At 64.8% G+C, this 16,563-nt stretch carries 14 protein-coding genes; 5 read left to right on the top strand and 9 right to left on the bottom strand.

The features are described 5' to 3' along the window. From ACEQXV_RS10095 to ACEQXV_RS10085, 3 genes are all read right to left on the bottom strand, one after another. On the bottom strand, positions 1 to 641 hold a 641-nt coding region (locus ACEQXV_RS10095), incomplete at its 3' end, for a dihydroxy-acid dehydratase (protein WP_370269007.1). Positions 642 to 728: 87 nt separating this feature from the next. Beyond that, entirely contained in the window at positions 729 to 1,442 is a 714-nt protein-coding gene (locus ACEQXV_RS10090; protein ID WP_370269006.1) for a VIT family protein, read from the bottom strand. Next, positions 1,435 to 2,847: an FAD-binding oxidoreductase gene (locus ACEQXV_RS10085; RefSeq protein WP_370251993.1), complete on the bottom strand. Its 1,413-nt coding sequence runs from the start codon at positions 2,845 to 2,847 to the stop codon at positions 1,435 to 1,437. Before ACEQXV_RS10085 ends, ACEQXV_RS10090 begins: the two co-directional genes overlap by 8 nt. Positions 2,848 to 2,996: 149 nt before the next feature. On the opposite strand from ACEQXV_RS10085, the gene ACEQXV_RS10080 reads away from it, so the two are divergent. Then, positions 2,997 to 4,040 (top strand): amidohydrolase family protein, encoded by a 1,044-nt coding sequence (locus tag ACEQXV_RS10080; RefSeq protein WP_370251994.1) that lies wholly within the window; start codon positions 2,997 to 2,999, stop codon positions 4,038 to 4,040. 193 nt (positions 4,041 to 4,233) lie between these two features. On the opposite strand, the gene ispG is transcribed toward ACEQXV_RS10080, so the two are convergent. The 4 genes from ispG to ACEQXV_RS10060 all read right to left on the bottom strand — a co-directional run bounded on the left by ispG (position 4,234) and on the right by ACEQXV_RS10060 (position 8,810). Next, complete coding sequence (gene ispG, locus ACEQXV_RS10075) at positions 4,234 to 5,364, bottom strand: flavodoxin-dependent (E)-4-hydroxy-3-methylbut-2-enyl-diphosphate synthase (RefSeq protein ID WP_370269003.1); 1,131 nt, start codon at positions 5,362 to 5,364, stop codon at positions 4,234 to 4,236. An 80-nt stretch (positions 5,365 to 5,444) separates the two neighbouring features. Continuing rightward, positions 5,445 to 6,641: a RodZ domain-containing protein gene (locus ACEQXV_RS10070; protein WP_370251996.1), complete on the bottom strand. Its 1,197-nt coding sequence runs from the start codon at positions 6,639 to 6,641 to the stop codon at positions 5,445 to 5,447. Between the two features lie 161 nt (positions 6,642 to 6,802). Beyond that, positions 6,803 to 8,026 (bottom strand): 5-aminolevulinate synthase, encoded by a 1,224-nt coding sequence (gene hemA / locus ACEQXV_RS10065; RefSeq protein WP_370251998.1) that lies wholly within the window; start codon positions 8,024 to 8,026, stop codon positions 6,803 to 6,805. A 187-nt stretch (positions 8,027 to 8,213) separates the two neighbouring features. Beyond that, entirely contained in the window at positions 8,214 to 8,810 is a 597-nt protein-coding gene (locus tag ACEQXV_RS10060) for a 5-aminolevulic acid synthase (protein ID WP_370269001.1), read from the bottom strand. Between the two features lie 183 nt (positions 8,811 to 8,993). Here ACEQXV_RS10060 and ACEQXV_RS10055 point away from each other — a divergent pair, with 183 nt between their 5' ends. Continuing rightward, on the top strand, positions 8,994 to 10,379 hold the full coding sequence (locus tag ACEQXV_RS10055) for a M20/M25/M40 family metallo-hydrolase (RefSeq protein WP_370269000.1): 1,386 nt from the start codon (positions 8,994 to 8,996) through the stop codon (positions 10,377 to 10,379). Positions 10,380 to 10,382: 3 nt separating this feature from the next. Here ACEQXV_RS10055 and ACEQXV_RS10050 read toward each other — a convergent pair whose 3' ends face one another. After that, the gene (locus ACEQXV_RS10050) at positions 10,383 to 11,741 is read right to left on the bottom strand and encodes an MATE family efflux transporter (RefSeq protein WP_370252001.1); all 1,359 of its coding nucleotides are present in this window, start codon (positions 11,739 to 11,741) and stop codon (positions 10,383 to 10,385) included. Between the two features lie 259 nt (positions 11,742 to 12,000). On the opposite strand from ACEQXV_RS10050, the gene ACEQXV_RS10045 reads away from it, so the two are divergent. After that, complete coding sequence (locus tag ACEQXV_RS10045) at positions 12,001 to 12,378, top strand: hypothetical protein (RefSeq protein WP_370268999.1); 378 nt, start codon at positions 12,001 to 12,003, stop codon at positions 12,376 to 12,378. 97 nt (positions 12,379 to 12,475) lie between these two features. Here the strand turns inward: ACEQXV_RS10045 and ppk2 are convergent, their stop codons facing one another. Continuing rightward, complete coding sequence (gene ppk2, locus ACEQXV_RS10040) at positions 12,476 to 13,450, bottom strand: polyphosphate kinase 2 (protein ID WP_370252004.1); 975 nt, start codon at positions 13,448 to 13,450, stop codon at positions 12,476 to 12,478. A gap of 190 nt (positions 13,451 to 13,640) precedes the next feature. Here ppk2 and ACEQXV_RS10035 point away from each other — a divergent pair, with 190 nt between their 5' ends. Both ACEQXV_RS10035 and ACEQXV_RS10030 read left to right on the top strand, forming a co-directional pair. Further along, positions 13,641 to 14,966: a hypothetical protein gene (locus ACEQXV_RS10035; protein WP_370268997.1), complete on the top strand. Its 1,326-nt coding sequence runs from the start codon at positions 13,641 to 13,643 to the stop codon at positions 14,964 to 14,966. A gap of 121 nt (positions 14,967 to 15,087) precedes the next feature. Then, on the top strand, positions 15,088 to 16,563 hold a 1,476-nt coding region (locus ACEQXV_RS10030; RefSeq protein WP_370268996.1), incomplete at its 3' end, for a type IIA DNA topoisomerase subunit B.

Here is a 16,563-nt window from a genome sequence, read left to right as displayed (position 1 = left end):
GCCATCTCGGCCTCCATCAGCTTGTCACGGCCGACCTCGCCCGTCGCGAATTGCTGGCGCACCTTGGCTTTCTGGTCATTGGGCAGGCCGCTGGTCATCGGCCCGGCGGGCACGAAGACCGCAGGGATATGGCCGAACGTGGCCGCCGCGATGATGAGGCCAGGTACGATCTTGTCGCAGACACCAAGGTAGAGCGCCGCGTCGAAACAGTTATGTGACAGCCCCACCCCGGCGGCCAGCGCGATCACGTCGCGGGAAAAGAGGCTCAGCTCCATCCCCGGCTGGCCTTGGGTGACCCCGTCACACATGGCCGGAACGCCGCCCGCCACCTGCGCCGTGGCCCCGTTTTCGCGCGCCGCATCGCGGATCAGGCCGGGAAACCGTTCGAAGGGCTGATGGGCCGACAGCATGTCGTTATAGGCGGTGATGATGCCAAGATTGGGCGCGCGGCCTTCGGCCAGGCGGCCCTGGTCCCCGGCCATGGCCGCATAGGCATGGGCCTGGTTGCCACAGGTCAGGTGGGCGCGGGCCGGGCCATCCTCGGCGGCACGGCGCATCCGGTCGAGATAGGCACCCCGCGTCGCGGCGGAACGGGCAACGATCCGGTCGGTGACTTCGGCGATCTTGGGCGACAACGGCATCTGCGACTCCTTCAGGGTGTCTTTCCCCGGAGCATATAATCCGTTAGCGCTAACAATGCCAGTCCCGAATTTCGGAACCGGGCCGGATTACAAACTGGTGCCGACGATTGCACCGATGGCGGACGTGGCCGCCATGGCAAGAACACCCCAGATCACCACGCGGGCCGAAGCACGCAGCTTGGGCGCCCCGCCCGCCTGCGCGCCAAGCGCCCCCAGAAGCGCCAGCGCCAGCACGGTGGCGATACCCACCCACCAGATCAGCCCGCTCAGCGGCGCCATTGCCGCCACGATCAGCGGCGCGGCAGCCCCAACAGCAAAGGTCAGAGCAGACACGACAGCGGCCTGAACGGGCGCGGGCGGCGACAGGTCGGTGATCCCGATCTCGTCGCGCAGATGGGCGCCAAGGGCGTCTTTCTCGGTCAGTTCGACCGCCACCTGGCGCGCCAGATCGGGCGACAGGCCGCGAAACTCGTAGATCGCCACCAGTTCTTCGAGCTCGCTTTCCGGGTTGTGCTCCAGCTCGTATTTCTCGCGCTCGATATCGGCGGCCTCCGTGTCGGACTGGCTGGAAACCGAGACATATTCCCCCGCGGCCATGCTCATGGCACCCGCGACGAGGCCCGCGGTTCCGGCCAGGACGATCGCCACCCGGTCGCCGCCCCCTGCCGCCACGCCCGCAATGAGCGAGGCGGTGGACAGGATCCCGTCATTGGCCCCCATCACGGCGGCCCTGAGCCAGCCGGTGCGGAAGGACAGGTGCGGTTCATCATGCCCCGAGGGCTGTTGTTCCAGATCAGACATCGGACAAAAGGATCTTTCCGGGGTTGAAGATGTTGTGCGGGTCCACCCCGCGTTTGACGGCGGCCATCATGGTCAGCGCCCCTTCGCCCAGTTCGGGCAACAGGTATTTCGCCTTGCCCTGCCCGATTCCGTGTTCGCCTGTGCAGGTGCCATCCATGGATATCGCCATGTCATTCAGCCAGGCCACGAAATCCTTGGCACGGGCAACCTCTTCGGGGTCCTCCATCATGATGAGCGGCAGGGTGTGGAAATTGCCGTCGCCCACGTGACCCACGACAGGGGCAATCAGGCCCAGTTCTTCGGCCTTGGCCTGTGCACGGGTCACACATTCGGCCAGCCGCGAGACGGGCACACAGACATCGGTAGAGATGCCCTTGGCGCCGGGGCGCAACGCCAGGCTGGCCCAGTAGGCATCGTGGCGTGCCTGCCAGAGCTTGTTGCGGTCTTCCGGCCTGGTGGTGAAGGAAAAACCCACGCTTCCGAAATCTTCTGCAATGTCTCCAAAGCTTTGCGCCTGTTCCTTCACCCCGTTATCCGAGCCGTGAAATTCCAGCAGCAAGAGCGGCTGTTCCGGCAGGTCGAGCTTGGAATAGGCATTCACCCCCCTGACCGACATCGCATCCAGAAGCTCGATCCGCGCCACGGGCAGGCCCATCTGGATCGTCATGATGACCGCGTTGCAGGCGGCCTCGACCGTGGGGAAGGAACAGGTCGCCGCCGAGATCGCCTCTGGGATGCCATGCAGCTTGAGGGTCAGTTCCGTGATCAGCCCGAGCGTGCCCTCCGATCCAACGATCAGCCGCGTCAGGTCATAGCCCGCGCTGCTCTTGCGGGCGCGGTTTCCGGTTTTCACCATCTCGCCCGAGGGCAACACCGCCTTCAATGCCAGAACGTTATCCTTCATCGTGCCGTAGCGCACCGCGTTGGTGCCCGAGGCACGCGTCGAGGCCATACCGCCGAGCGAGGCATTGGCGCCCGGATCGACCGGGAAGAACAGCCCCGTATCGCGCAGGTAGGTATTCAGCGCCTCTCGCGTGACACCGGGCTGGATCACCACGTCCATATCCTCGGGATGGACCGCCAGGATCTTGTCCATGCGGGAAAAGTCGACGCTGACGCCGCCTGCGGGCGCGTTCACATGGCCCTCCAGCGACGTGCCGGTGCCGAAGGGGATCACCGGAACGCGATGCTCTGCGCAGATGCGCACGACGTCCTGCACTTCTTCTGCGCTTTCAACGAAGACGACCGCGTCGGGGGGCTGGGTCTCGATCCAGGTAACGGTATGACCGTGCTGTTCGCGGATCGCCTCGCCCGTATCCAGACGGTCACCGAAACGCTGCTTGAGAAGGGCGACCGCCACGCCGATTCCGGTCTCGTTGCGCGGCAACTTCATCAGTTCAGCCATGGCCCGTCCATCCTCCCTAATTTATCCGGACGAACCCTAGACCCCGCGCAGCGCCTGCGCAATCGGCTCTGCCGTCGCTGCGGCGCTGTCACACCCCCGATACAGAAATCACCGATATTCGGGGTAAAACCACCGACCGAGCGGTTTCCATGATGACTGTCCTGCCCCCGATGCGCCTGAGCGGCGCCCAGGTTCTCCACGATGGCAAGATCCAGCGGCGCTCGCTGGCCCTTGCGCGCGGCAAGATCACGAAAGGCCCGCTGCCCGAGGTCGACCTGTCTGGATACCTGTTGCTGCCGGGGATCGTGGACATGCATGTCGCCCTGCCCGCCTTGCCAATGGCAGATGCATTGCCTGTCCTGGAAGCACGCTTGGCCCGTGAGGGGATCACGACCGCGTGGATCACGTCCTTCGCGCCGCCCCCTGCCCCGCGTTTCGAGGGGTTCATGGACATCCTGTCGGCGCGGCGCGGCGGGCTCGACCTGCGCGGCAAGCTGCTGATGCATCCGGCCACGCCCATATCGACGGATCTGCTGCGCAGGCTTGAGGCGCTCGGGCTCGATTTTGCGGCCTTCCTGTCCGAAACCCCGCCAGAGCCCGACGCCCTGCCGCCGGTGTCGTCCGACTTCCCGCGCTTCCTGTGCCGGGTGGCTGAGTGTCTGGATGAACTGGGCATTCTCTATGGCAGCCTCGGGGACGCAGATGCCGAGATGCGCGAATATTTCCGCATGCTCGGGGCACGCGTGGCCGATCAGCCCCGAACGCGCGGCGCTGCGGCAACTGCCCGGGCCATGAATGACCGGGTGCTTGCCCCCGCCGGCGACCTGCTGCCCGGCGCCCCGATCCGGGACGCGGTGTCCACGGGGCGCCTTCTGGGTGAGAGGCTTTGCGATGCGCTGGTATCTTGTGGACAGGAGGGCGCCATGAACGCCGCGGCCTGGGTCATTGCCGAAGGGAAGCTGTCACAGCTGCCGAAAGCCTGGGATCGCGTGTCTCGCATCCCGGCGCGGATCATGGGGTTGAGCGACCGGGGCGTGTTCGAGCCGGGCAAGCGGGCTGACATCCTGGTGGTGGATCCTGCAACCCGCGCAGTCGAGGCCACGATCGCGAAGGGGCGCCTCCTGCACGCGACAGAGAGGCTCAAATCACGTTTCCGCCACGGCACTTTCGCGCCCCCCCTTGCCGCCGAGTAGAGCCCCCCTTAAGTGCGGTCCTCCTTGTTAACGCTTTGGCAAGACTCCTCTCTTTACGCTGGTTGCGTGTCCGTGGTTCCGACTGCCAGGACATGACAAGGGAGGCCCCCGCCACACGCACCCAAATCGTGGCGGGGGTCGACCCGTGGATCTCATGTCAGGATCGCGTGAATTCCCGAAGATCGGGTTAAGGCTACTCCGCCGCGTCCGCAGCGGCCCGGTCCGCCTCGATCTGCGCTGCCTTCTTCTCGACCTGCTCGACGATGTGATCGACCATGCCGGCATTGGCCAGCTTATGGGCCTGCTTGCCGTCGAGGTAGACCATGCCAGAGCCCGCGCCCCCGCCGGTGAACCCCACATCCGTCAACAGCGCTTCGCCGGGGCCATTCACGACGCAGCCGATGATCGACAGGCTCATCGGCGTCTTGATATGGGCCAGCCGGTCCTCCAGCAGCTCCACCGTCTTGATGACGTCGAAGCCCTGCCGCGCGCAGGAGGGGCAGGAGATGATGTTGACCCCGCGATGGCGCAGACCGAGCGCCTTGAGGATCTCGTAGCCCACCTTCACCTCTTCCACCGGGTCGGCAGAAAGGCTCACGCGCAGCGTGTCGCCAATGCCCATCCACAAGAGGTTTCCAAGCCCGATGGCGGATTTGACCGTGCCGGTCGTCAGCCCGCCCGCCTCGGTGATGCCAAGGTGAATGGGCGCGTCCGTGGCCTCGGCCAGCCCTTGATAGGCGGCGGCGGCCATGAACACGTCGGACGCCTTCACGCTGATCTTGAACTCGTGGAAGTCATGGTCCTGAAGGATGCGGATGTGGTCGAGCCCGCTTTCGATCATCGCGTCGGGGCACGGCTCGCCATATTTGTCGAGAAGATGCTTTTCGAGCGAGCCCGCGTTCACACCGATACGGATGGAACAGCCATGATCGCGGGCGGCCCGAACCACTTCCGCGACGCGGTCGGCATTGCCGATATTGCCCGGGTTGATGCGCAGGCAGGCCGCACCCGCCTCAGCGGATTCGATCCCGCGTTTGTAGTGAAAATGAATATCGGCCACGATCGGCACCGGGCTCTCGGCCACGATCTCTTTCAGCGCCTTCGAGGATGCCTCATCGGGCACCGAGACCCGCACGATATCGGCCCCCGCCTCGGCGCAGGCCTGCACCTGGGCGATGGTCGCGGCCACATCCGTCGTCAGCGTGTTGGTCATGGTCTGGACGGAAATCGGTGCCCCGCCCCCGACGGGCACGTTGCCCACCATGATGCGGCGGCTGTCGCGCCGGTCGATGTTGCGCCAGGGACGAACGGGATTGTGGGTCATGGGACGCCTTCAGCCTGTCGGTGTCATGAATTCCTGGGGCGACAGATAGCCCGTGCGGCAGGGCACGGCAACGGGGTGCGTCAGTTGCCCCCGGCCTCGACCGTGTCGAGCACCAGCGCCGCCACGCGCGGCAGGTCAGGATCGGCGGCGGCATCGGCCATGACGTAGTTTTCCGACAATGCGTCGGCCGTCAGGATCACGTCGCGTGCAATGGTCGCGCCGGGGCCCGCCGGGCCAAGGGTCACGCCGTTCACCGCGAAGTAGAGCGAGCCGGAGTTGCCCGCGCGAAGCGTCGGCAGATCGGCCCCGTCCGGCAACGTGTAACTGTCGCCTGCATCGAGCGTGCCTTCGAACAGCACCGTGCCAGAGGCGGAGCTGACCCGGATCCACGAGGGGCGGACCGCAAAGAGGATCACTTCGTCGGCACTCGGGGCCTCGGTCACCTGGACCGCACCGGCCAGTTCGAACCCGCCTTCGTTGGCCTCTGGCCGTGCCAGCGCCGGCGGGGCCGCGAACTCGCCCACGCTGTCGGGATCGAGCGAAGCGATGGCACCATCGCGCGGGGTCAGGACCGGGGTGTCGAGCGCCTGCGGGCGGTAAAGCCGGTCGATCGGGTCAACCGTGGGCAGGCGCGGGGTCGTCGCATCCGGCAATTCGGCGGTGGCCATGGACATGACGCCTGCGGATTCGATGGGATCGAGGCTGGCCACGGTCTGCGGTGCGTCTTCGACGGGAACGAATTGAACCCGCTGGATTTCCGTCAAAACCGACCAGCCGCCATAGCCGATCACGCCGACCAGCGCGAGCAGGACCAGTGCCGAGCCGAGCGCGCCGGGTTCCAGGCGGCTGAAGATGCTTTCGCGCTCCGGCGCGAAGGATACGCGCGCGGTCGACATCACGTCATTGGGATTGACCCGCTTGGGCGCGTCACCGAAGGCGCGCTTGGCGCCACGCGCCTGTGCCGCGCTCTCGCCATGGACGCCATAGAACCCGGCCTCCTGGCTGAAGCGGCGGAAGGTCCATTCAGGGTCCATGCCGAGATAGCGCGCGTAAGAGCGCACATAGCCCGCGACGAACCCCTTGGTGGCGAAAACCGACAGGTCGGCATTCTCGATCGCGGCAATATGCGCCGCCTTGATCTTGAGATCGCGTTCCACGTCGAGAAGGGATTTGCCGAGCGTCGCACGCTCCCCGCGCATCAAGTCGCCAAGAGGCACGTCGAGCACATCAGTCTCGTCGAATGGCAATGCGCCACCGTCTGATGTGTCCTTGATCATGCTCTAGCGGTCCTGTTCCGCAAATAATCGGGTCGGCATTTATCGCTCGATTGGTCCGCCGACCGTTACATCCCCTGTCACGCACGGTGATTCCCCAAAATCATCCGTCGTGGAAGGGTGTTAGCACATGATGAGGGTCTTTTGCACCTGCGGAACCGGCGTCAGGCACTCATTTCGGCACGATTCAGCGCACAGTGCTGCCAGAGCTTGTCCATCGCGCGCACGAGCCCATCCAGCATCTTGGGATCGTGAACCGGTGACGGCGTGAAGCGCAGGCGCTCGGTGCCGCGCGGAACGGTCGGGAAATTGATCGGCTGAACGTAGATCCCGTATTCTGAAAGAAGCATGTCCGAAATCTTCTTGGTGTGGACCGGATCACCCACGATGACCGGCACGATATGGCTGCCGTGGTCGATGATCGGCAGGCCCATTCCCTTGAGGCGAAGCTTCAGAACAGCGGCGCGCTCCTGGTGCAGATCGCGCAGCGCCTGGTCGGTCTTGAGATGCCGGACAGAGGCCGCAGCCCCGGCAGCCACCACCGGCGGCAGCGAGGTGGTAAAAATGAAGCCCGGCGCGTAAGACCTTACGGCATCGCACATTTTCGCGCTTGCCGCGATGTAGCCGCCATGCACGCCGAAGGCTTTGCCGAGGGTGCCATTGATGATGTCGATCCGGTCGAGCAGGCCGTCACGCTCGGCCACGCCGCCACCGCGGGGACCATACATGCCGACGGCGTGAACCTCGTCGAGATAGGTCAGCGCGCCGAATTCATCGGCCAGGTCGCACAATTCTTCGATCGGGCCAAAATCGCCATCCATCGAGTAGATCGACTCGAAGGCAATCAGCTTGGGCGCGGCGGGATCGTCGGCTTCCAGCTTGGCGCGCAGATCGGCCAGGTCATTGTGCTTGAAGATGCGCTTGGCGCCCCCGTTGCGGCGAATGCCCTCGATCATCGACGCGTGGTTAAGCTCATCGGAATAGATGATCAGCCCCGGGAAGAGCTTGGGCAGCGTCGAAAGCGTCGCGTCATTGGCGATATAGGCGGAGGTAAAGAGCAGCGCGGCCTCTTTCTGGTGCAGGTCGGCAAGCTCTGCCTCCAGCTCCTTGTGGTAGACCGTGGTGCCGGAAATGTTGCGCGTGCCGCCAGAGCCGGCGCCGGTGTCTTCCAGCGCCTTGTGCATGGCCTCCAGCACAACGGGGTGCTGGCCCATACCCAGGTAATCGTTGCCGCACCAGACGGTGATGTCTTGCTCGGACCCGTCGGCCTTCTTCCACACCGCATGGGGGAACTGGCCCCGGCGGCGCTCGATATCGATGAAGGTGCGATAGCGGCCTTCCTCGTGCAGACGGTTCAGGGCGGCATCAAGCGCGGCGTCGAAGTTCACTGGCGGTCTCCTTTTGCCCGGATCCGTTCGCGGAGGACCCGAAAGGGGCGGCTGGTCTGATCGCGGGCGGTGTGCGTTTCCTGGTCTGCCCGGACCTCGGCTGACTTAGGGCTTTGGGCCCCTCCGTCGCAAGTTACAAATTGCCGCGTAGGTTACTTTGACATGGATCAACGGACCAGCGCCGATCTCAGTCAACAACGACGACTCTGCAATCTTCCTGTCCACAATTGGAAACAGCCGTTTCCCGGCTTTCCCCGATTCCCCACTGTCCAGTGCTGTCCGAGATCGCCATGGCGCGCGGGCGGCCCATGCGGCGGAAGTCGCCGCGCAGGGCCGCTGTCGCCTCGGTATTGAGTTGCAGGCTGCGGCCCGGTTCCCATCCTTCGGGTCGGATCACCAGCACGATCACGCAATCGGGGCCCGACCGGCGCGCCTCTTCGCATCCGGCAAGCGCGAAGGCTCGTGCGTTTTCCTCGTCGTGGAAATTCGCACCGGCCACCGTCGCCTCGGATTGCAGACCCATGCCGGGCGCCATGGCCACGGCGCCGTAATAAGGAATGCTGGCGGCAAGCTGGTCCTGGAAGGCGTCGAGTTGCAGGAAGGCGCGGTCCTGGGCGCTGACATCCGCGTTGTCGATATACGTCACTTCGACCGCGCCGCGTTCGGCAAAGACCAGGCGGCGCGCCTCGCGCATGTTGGGCAGTTCCTGGGCCAGAACGGGCAGCGTCGTGGCGGCAAGGGCCAGGACAGCCCCGGCAAGACGGGTTGAAAGGGTGATGTTCATCGAAATCCTCCGCGGCAGCGCCCCCCGGGCGCGCAGGTATCCGTCAAGAAATATAACGTCTTAGCCTGCGCGGCAACTGCCGTTGCCCGGTTCGGCGGTCCGCCGCGCAGCGCGGCAGGCTCTGGACAGTGGCGGGCGGGCTGATAGGCTCCGCGCCAATTCGACATCATGAAAGGACGACCCATGTCGCTCGACGCCGTTCTCGCCCGGATCGACCAGGATCTAGACGCCGCCACCGACCGGCTGATGAAGCTCTTGCGCATCCCCTCGATTTCGACCGATCCCGCCTTCAAGGCCGATTGCGACCGGGCCGCCGACTGGCTGGTCGAGGACCTCAAGGCGCTTGGCTTCGACGCGACCAAACGGGCCACTCCGGGCCACCCGATGGTTGTGGCCCATGCCAATGCCGATGCCGACGGGCCGCATGTGCTGTTCTACGGCCATTATGACGTGCAGCCGGTCGATCCGCTGAACCTGTGGCACACCCCGCCCTTCGAGCCTGCCATCGAGGACACCGCCAAGGGCAAGGTGATCCGCGGGCGCGGGTCCTCGGACGACAAGGGCCAGCTCATGACCTTTGTCGAAGCCTGCCGCGCGTGGAAGGCGGTGCATGGCAGCCTGCCGGGCAAGATCACGCTCTTCTTCGAGGGCGAAGAGGAATCCGGCTCGCCTTCGCTGGTGCCCTTCATGGAGGAAAATGCCGCCGAACTGACCGCCGACATCGCGCTGATCTGCGATACTTCGATGGTGGCGCCGGGGGTGCCCTCGATCCCCACCCAGTTGCGCGGCATGCTGAAGGACGAATTCACCCTGACCGGCCCGCGCATCGACCTGCATTCGGGCCATTACGGCGGGCCGGGGCTGAACCCCCTGCGCGAACTGGCGCGGATCGTTGACAGCTTCTATGACCCCGATACCGGGGCCGTGGCCGTGGAAGGCTTCTACGAGGGCGTGCACGAGGTGCCCGAAGACATCCTGCGCCAGTGGAACATGTCAGGCTTCGACGAGGCGGACTACCTGGCCGAGGCGGGCTATAGCGTGTCGCATTACGAACAGGGCTATTCCTGCCTCGAAAAGCAATGGGCGCGTCCGACACTGGAAGTGAACGGGCTTTGGGGCGGCTACCAGGGGGCCGGGACCAAGACCGTGATCCCGTCCAAGGCGCATTGCAAGATCACCTGCCGCCTGGTGGGCGACATGGACCCCGACGCGCTGCGGGTGAATATCCGCAAGCACGTGGCCGACCGGCTCGGCCCCGATCTGACCGTGGAGTGGAACCAGGATCTCGAAGGCTCCCCTGCCCCGGTGATGAACGTGAACCGCCCCGAATTCGAAAAGGCACGTCAGGCGCTGTCTGATGAATGGGGCCGCGAGGCGGTCTTCATCGGCATGGGCGGCTCGATCCCGATCGCGGGCTTCTTCAAGGACGTGCTCGGCATGGATGCGCTTTTGACGGGCTTTGCCAATGACGATGACGCGATCCATTCCCCGAACGAGAAATACGACCTGGAAAGCTTCCACAAAGGCATCCGCTCCTGGGCGCGGATTCTCGACGCGCTGATGCGCTGAGCCTCAGGTGGCGCGCGGCTCCATCCGGGCCGCGCCCCGCCAGAAGCGCGTCATCATGCTGGCCGCTGCCGCCGACAGGCCGATGGCCATGCCAAGCCAGATGCCGACGCCGCCCATGTCCAGCGTGAAGCCGAGCACGAAGCTCGCCGGCACGCCGATGATCCAGTAACTGACCACCGCGTAGACCATCGGCAGCTTGGTATCCTGCACACCCCGCAGGAAGCCGAGCGCCATGACCTGCATCGCATCTGCAAGCTGGAACAGCGCCGCCATGGCCAGAAGCCCAACCCCGATCGCGATCAGCCTGTCTCGCGCGGGATCGGCGGGGTCGAGGAACAGACCGATCAGCATGTCCGGCATGCCCAGGAACATCGTGATGGTCACAGCCACCATGACCAGCGACAGAACCAGCGCCGCCAGCGCGCCCATGCGCAGGTTTACCGTGTCCCCCTGCCCCCAGGCATGGCCCGCGCGCACCGTGGCCGCAGAACTGAGCCCCAGGTGGATCATGAAGGTGGCTGCCGCGATTTGCAGGGCAATGCCATGCGCAGCCAGCGCCTCTTCCCCGATCCAGCCCATCATGATGGCAGATGCGGTAAACAGCCCGCTTTCGGCCAGCATGGTGAGCCCGATGGGCAGGCCAAGGCGGAAGACCTGGCCAAAAGCCTCCCAATCGGGGCGCCAAAGCCGCGCAAGAATGGTGTAGCCCCGCAAGGGGCGCGCGCCTGCGGCATAGCCCGCCAGAATGAGGCAGATCAGGATGTTGGTGCCAAGCGAAGCGATCGCCGCCCCGCGCAGCCCCCATTCGGGAAAGCCGAGATTTCCAAAGATCAGAAGCCAGTTGATGGCCGCGTTCAGAACCGCCCCCGCCAGGGTCGACCACAGCACGATCTGGGTGTGCTCCAGCGCCGAGAGGTGGCTCTTGAACACCATCGCCACTAGGAAAGCCGGAAGCCCCCATCCCGCGATACGCAGGTAGGTCTGCATGTCGAGGGACAGCTGAGGCTCCTGCCCCAGCCAAAGGAAGATCGGTTCGGCGAACCAGAAGAACGGGATCGCGGCCAGGCCACCAAGCGTGGACAGCCACAGCCCCATCCGCGTGACCCGGCGCACCTGAACCCGGTCGTCATTGGCTATGGCCGCCGCCACCATGGGCATCACCGCGATGGCAAAGCCCGAGCCGAGCAGGAAGAAAACGAAGTAATACGGGCCGGCCAGCGACAGTGCCGCCAGTTCATCCACGCCGTACCAGCCAAGCATGACAGTGTCTGTGATGCTGACAGCGAGCTGCGCAAGGTGACTTCCCGCCAGGGGAAGGCCCAACAGGAAGACCGACTTCAGATGATGGCGAAAGGATGTCATCGGCGGAGCCTTCTTGGGGCGAAGCGCGTTCGGAAAACACCCCTAAACTATTGTAACTTTATGACAAACCCGAGATACGTTTCCAAATCGGAACCGGACTGTTGCTACTGGAACCGCCCCCTTAGCCACAATCGCGCCACATTTGTCCATGACAACGGGAAAGCTTAAAAGACAGGCAGAAGCAAGCCAAATGCGCGAATCGAGTTTTAATAAGTTTCTGAGATCGGAAGGTGGTTCGGTCTCTGTTGACTGGGTGGTGTTGACCGCCGCAGTCGCCGGTATGGCCTTGGCCGCCACCGCAGTCATCGAAGAAGGTATCGGAACCCTTGCCTCGGATCTCGAGGCGCAGCTGCGCACGCAGCAGGTCAGCGATGCGTTCGTTCAGTTCTATTCCGCCCATTTCAACGCGCTCTACGACGCGGGGATCGTGACGGAAAACGATGCAGAGGCGCTCTTTGCCATCGCCAACGGGATGACCAATGCCGCGATCCTGAGCGGTCTGGAAGATGGCATCATGGCCTATAACGACAACCAGTTGTCGGACGAAGAAATCGCCATGCTCGTCGCCATGGCCAGCGTTGGCGTGCAACGCAACATCATCAGTTCCGATGATTTCGGCCTGATCTCGACCAACTGACGCCTGTCTTTACGATCATTGTCTGCCCAAAGGATGCGGCGCCCCCTCAGGGAGGCGCCGCTTTCTTTTGGTGCCGCTTTCTTTTGGTAAGGGGATCCTAGCGCGCGCGGCGCTGGTCGGGGTGCAGCGACGAGCCCAGGATATGGTCCGAAGCATGCACGACGTGGCTGGCATGGCCCACGATCAGCGGATCAGGTGCCTGCGCGACCTCGGGGTCCTTGCCGGGGTAATCCAGCGTCGACAGGAAATGGCGCATGGTGTTCAGGCGCGCCCGTTTCTTGTCGTTGGACTTGATGATCGTCCAGGGCGCATCGGCGGTGTCGGTGTAAAAGAACATCGCCTCTTTCGCTTCGGTGTAGTCATCCCACTTGTCGAGGCTGGCCTTGTCGATCGGGCTCAGCTTCCATTGCTTGAGCGGGTCGGTTTCCCGGCTGGCGAAACGGGCGCGCTGTTCGTCCTGCGTGACCGAGAACCAGTATTTGTAGAGCCGGATGCCAGAGCGCACCAGCATCCGCTCCAAGTCCGGGGCCTGGCGCATGAATTCAAGGTATTCGTTGGGCTCGCAAAACCCCATGACCCGCTCGACGCCCGCGCGGTTATACCAGCTGCGGTCATAAAAGGTCATCTCGCCCGCCGTCGGCAGATGCTGAAGGTAGCGCTGGAAGAACCACTGGCCGCGTTCCTCGTCCGTGGGTTTGTTCAGCGCCACGACGCGCGCGAAGCGGGGGTTGAGATGTTCGGTAAAGCGCTTGATCGTGCCGCCCTTGCCCGCTGCATCGCGCCCCTCGAACAGGATGACGAATTTCTGACCCGTCTCCTGTGCCCAGAGCTGTACCTTCAGAAGCTCGGCCTGAAGCCGCGCCTTTTCAGCCTCGTATTCCCTGCGTGCCAGCTTGCGCGTGTAGGGATATTTTCCGGTCTCGAAGGCCTGGCGGATCTGGTCCGGCGTGACTTTCGGAAAGGCCTTGGCCGGGGCCTCGTCGCCGGGCTGCAGAGCCCCGTTCGGCTTTGCGGTGGCCGCGGCGGTGGCGGGCTTGGGCTTTGCGGCGGCAGTGGCGGGGGCTGCTGTCATCACGGTCTCCTTGTCATATGTCCTGAGCGACCCCTGCCACGGGCGCGGAAAATTTGCCTTGATCGGTGTCAAGAAACTGTCACGAAAGCAGGCAAGTCGTCGCGATGGCCCCAGGTTTTCGCCTTTAGCGCGCGCTCGTGCTAAGCTTGCAGCCAGGAAACGCGCATCGGTTCCGACCGGAGGACTGGACATGACCCGACGCCCGATGCCCCTGTTCGTAACGATCTCTGCCATTTTCCTGGCCTGCATGACGCCCGCGGCGGCGCAGAAGGCACCAGAAACCCCGCCTGCGCCTACCAAGCCGGGGGAAAGCGCCCCTGCGCCCGCGCCTGAAACTCCTGCCCCGGCGCCTGCCCCTGCTGCCCCACAACCGCTTCCCGTCGAACCCGCCCAGGATGTCGGGCTTTCGGGGGTTCTTGAAACCCTGGTGCCGCGCCTGCAACCAGGCGACTTGGACGATTTTCATGCAGCCCTGACCGAAAGCCCTGCCGATGCTCTGGGTCACCTGATGTATCTGCGCCGCCATGTGGCCCCGGCAGCCTGGTTCTTCGGCACCGAGGCCACGCGCGACGCCACCGACGCAGCCGCCCTCAGCAACTTTGCGGCCATGCTCTACGAGCTTTCCGCGATGGACCCCGCCAGCGCCGATCCCTCCTGGCTGCCGGTGGCCCATGCCGCTGCCCGCAACGCCGCTCTCCTTAGCCCCGACAGCGCCCCGATCCAGAACACGCTTGGCAATCTGGCCCGCGCCACCGGCGACGCGGCAGAGGCGATTGCAGCAGGGGAGCGGGCCACGTCCCTTGCGCCGGACGAGGCGCTTTACTGGACGAACCTTGCCCGGTCGCACGAGGCGGCAGGCGCGCTCGACGCGGCTGCTGCGGCCCTCGCACGGGCCCATGCGCTTGACCCCAACGGGCCCGCCGTTCGCTTTACTGCGGCCGCCCTGCCCTCGGTCGCCGCACCCTATGGCCAGCACCTCGCCACCCAGTGCGATGTCGATTTCCAATGCCAGGAGATCTGCCCACGTTCGATCATTGGCGGGCTCATGTCTGTGACCTGCGAGATGGAGAACATGTCGGCGCAACTGGCCTGCCAGGAAGGCCGCCCCTACCCGACAAGCTACAACTGCCAGGAGGATTTCCCCGAATACGGCATCCTGATCCCAGGCCTCAATTCCGGCTTCTCGGTCAGCCTTCCTGGGTTCTCGATGCATGTGCTGGTCGATGGCAATGGCGATGTTCGCGTGCGCGTCGAAGGCGGGATCAGCCGGGGCCGGGTCGGCGTCTATGCCGGGGCCGATGGAACCTGGTCGCCAACCAACGGGGCCAGCTTCGATCAGTTCCGGGGCGGCGTGCGCGTCAACATCCTGCCCACGGCCATGGGTGGCGGCAGCGCAGTTGACGAGGCCGCAGGGGCCTGGGGTCACCCCCCTGCCCATATCGAACTGGAGGGCAACTCCAGCGGCCAGACCACGCTTGGCGCGGAAGCCTACAACGCGGGGCTGATTTCCAACTGATAGCGCCTGTCTTGTGGGCCGCGCAGGTCCCGCCACAAAATCCTGCGCGGCCCCTTGTCCCGGCCCCCGCGCCTGCGATACCCTGCCAGCCAATCATAACACCAAGACAAGAGCAGACGGCATGGCGGACGATCTACTTTCCCCGACGGTGGACAGCGGTGGCTACGATGCCTCCTCGATCGAGGTGCTGGAGGGGCTGGAACCCGTCCGCAAGCGCCCCGGCATGTATATCGGCGGCACCGACGAACGGGCGCTGCATCACCTGGTGGCCGAGATCCTCGACAACTCGATGGACGAAGCCGTGGCCGGGCACGCGACCCGCATCGAGGTGGAACTTCATGCCGACTACGCCATCACCATCCGCGACAACGGGCGCGGCATGCCCGTGGACCCGCATCCGAAATTCCCCGGCAAATCGGCACTGGAGGTGATCCTGTGCACGCTGCATGCGGGCGGCAAGTTCTCGGGCGACAGTTACGAGACCTCGGGCGGCCTGCATGGCGTCGGCGCCTCGGTGGTGAATGCGCTGTCCGACAGCATGCGGGTGGAAGTGGCTCGCAACCGCGAGCTTTTCGCGCAGGAGTTTTCGCGCGGCATCCCGCTTGGGCCCGTTCAAGCTATCGGCTCGGCCCCCAACCGGCGCGGCACGACCGTCACCTTCCACCCCGACGCGCAGATTTTCGGCCACCACCGGTTCAAGCCCGCGCGGCTGCTCAAGATGGTGCGCTCCAAGGCCTATCTCTTCTCAGGCGTGGAAATCCGCTGGAAATCGGCCATCGCGGACGGCGACACGCCGCAGGAGGCCACGTTCCACTTCCCCGGGGGCCTGGCCGATTACCTAAAGGAAACGCTCGGAACCGCCTCGACCTATGCCGATCAGCCCTTTGCCGGGCTGGTCGATTTCAAGGAACGGTTCAACACGCCGGGCAAGGTGGAATGGGCGATCAACTGGACGCCCTCGCGCGACGGGTTCATCCAGTCCTACTGTAACACCGTCCCGACGCCCGAGGGCGGCACGCATGAGGCCGGGTTCTGGGCCGCGGTGCTGAAGGGCATCCGTGCCTATGGCGAGCTTGTGGGCAACAAGAAGGCCGCGCAGATCACCCGTGATGACCTGATCACCGGGGGCTGCGCGCTGGTCAGCTGCTTCATCCGCGAGCCTGAATTCGTCGGCCAGACCAAGGATCGCCTCGCCACGACCGAGGCGCAGCGTCTGGTAGAAAACGCCGTGCGCGACCATTTCGACAACTGGCTGGCCGCCGACACCAAGGCGGCGGGCGCGATCCTCGATTTCCTCGTGCTGCGCGCGGAGGAACGGCTGCGCCGCCGGCAGGAAAAGGAAACGCAACGGAAATCCGCCACCAAGCGCCTGCGCCTGCCCGGCAAGCTGGTGGATTGCTCCAATTCCAGCCGCGAGGGGACCGAGTTGTTCATCGTCGAGGGCGACTCGGCGGGCGGATCGGCGAAAATGGCGCGGGACCGGAAAACGCAGGCGCTGCTGCCGCTCCGCGGGAAAATCCTCAACGTGCTTGGCGCGGCGGGCTCCAAGATCACCACCAATGCCGAGATCAACGATCTTTGCCAGGCCATGGGCGTG

Source organism: Nioella sp., assembly GCF_964229645.1.
Taxonomy (GTDB): Bacteria; Pseudomonadota; Alphaproteobacteria; order Rhodobacterales; family Rhodobacteraceae; genus Nioella.
The sequence above is the reverse complement of the archived record's forward strand: the minus strand, read 5'-3'. Positions and strand labels throughout refer to the sequence as shown.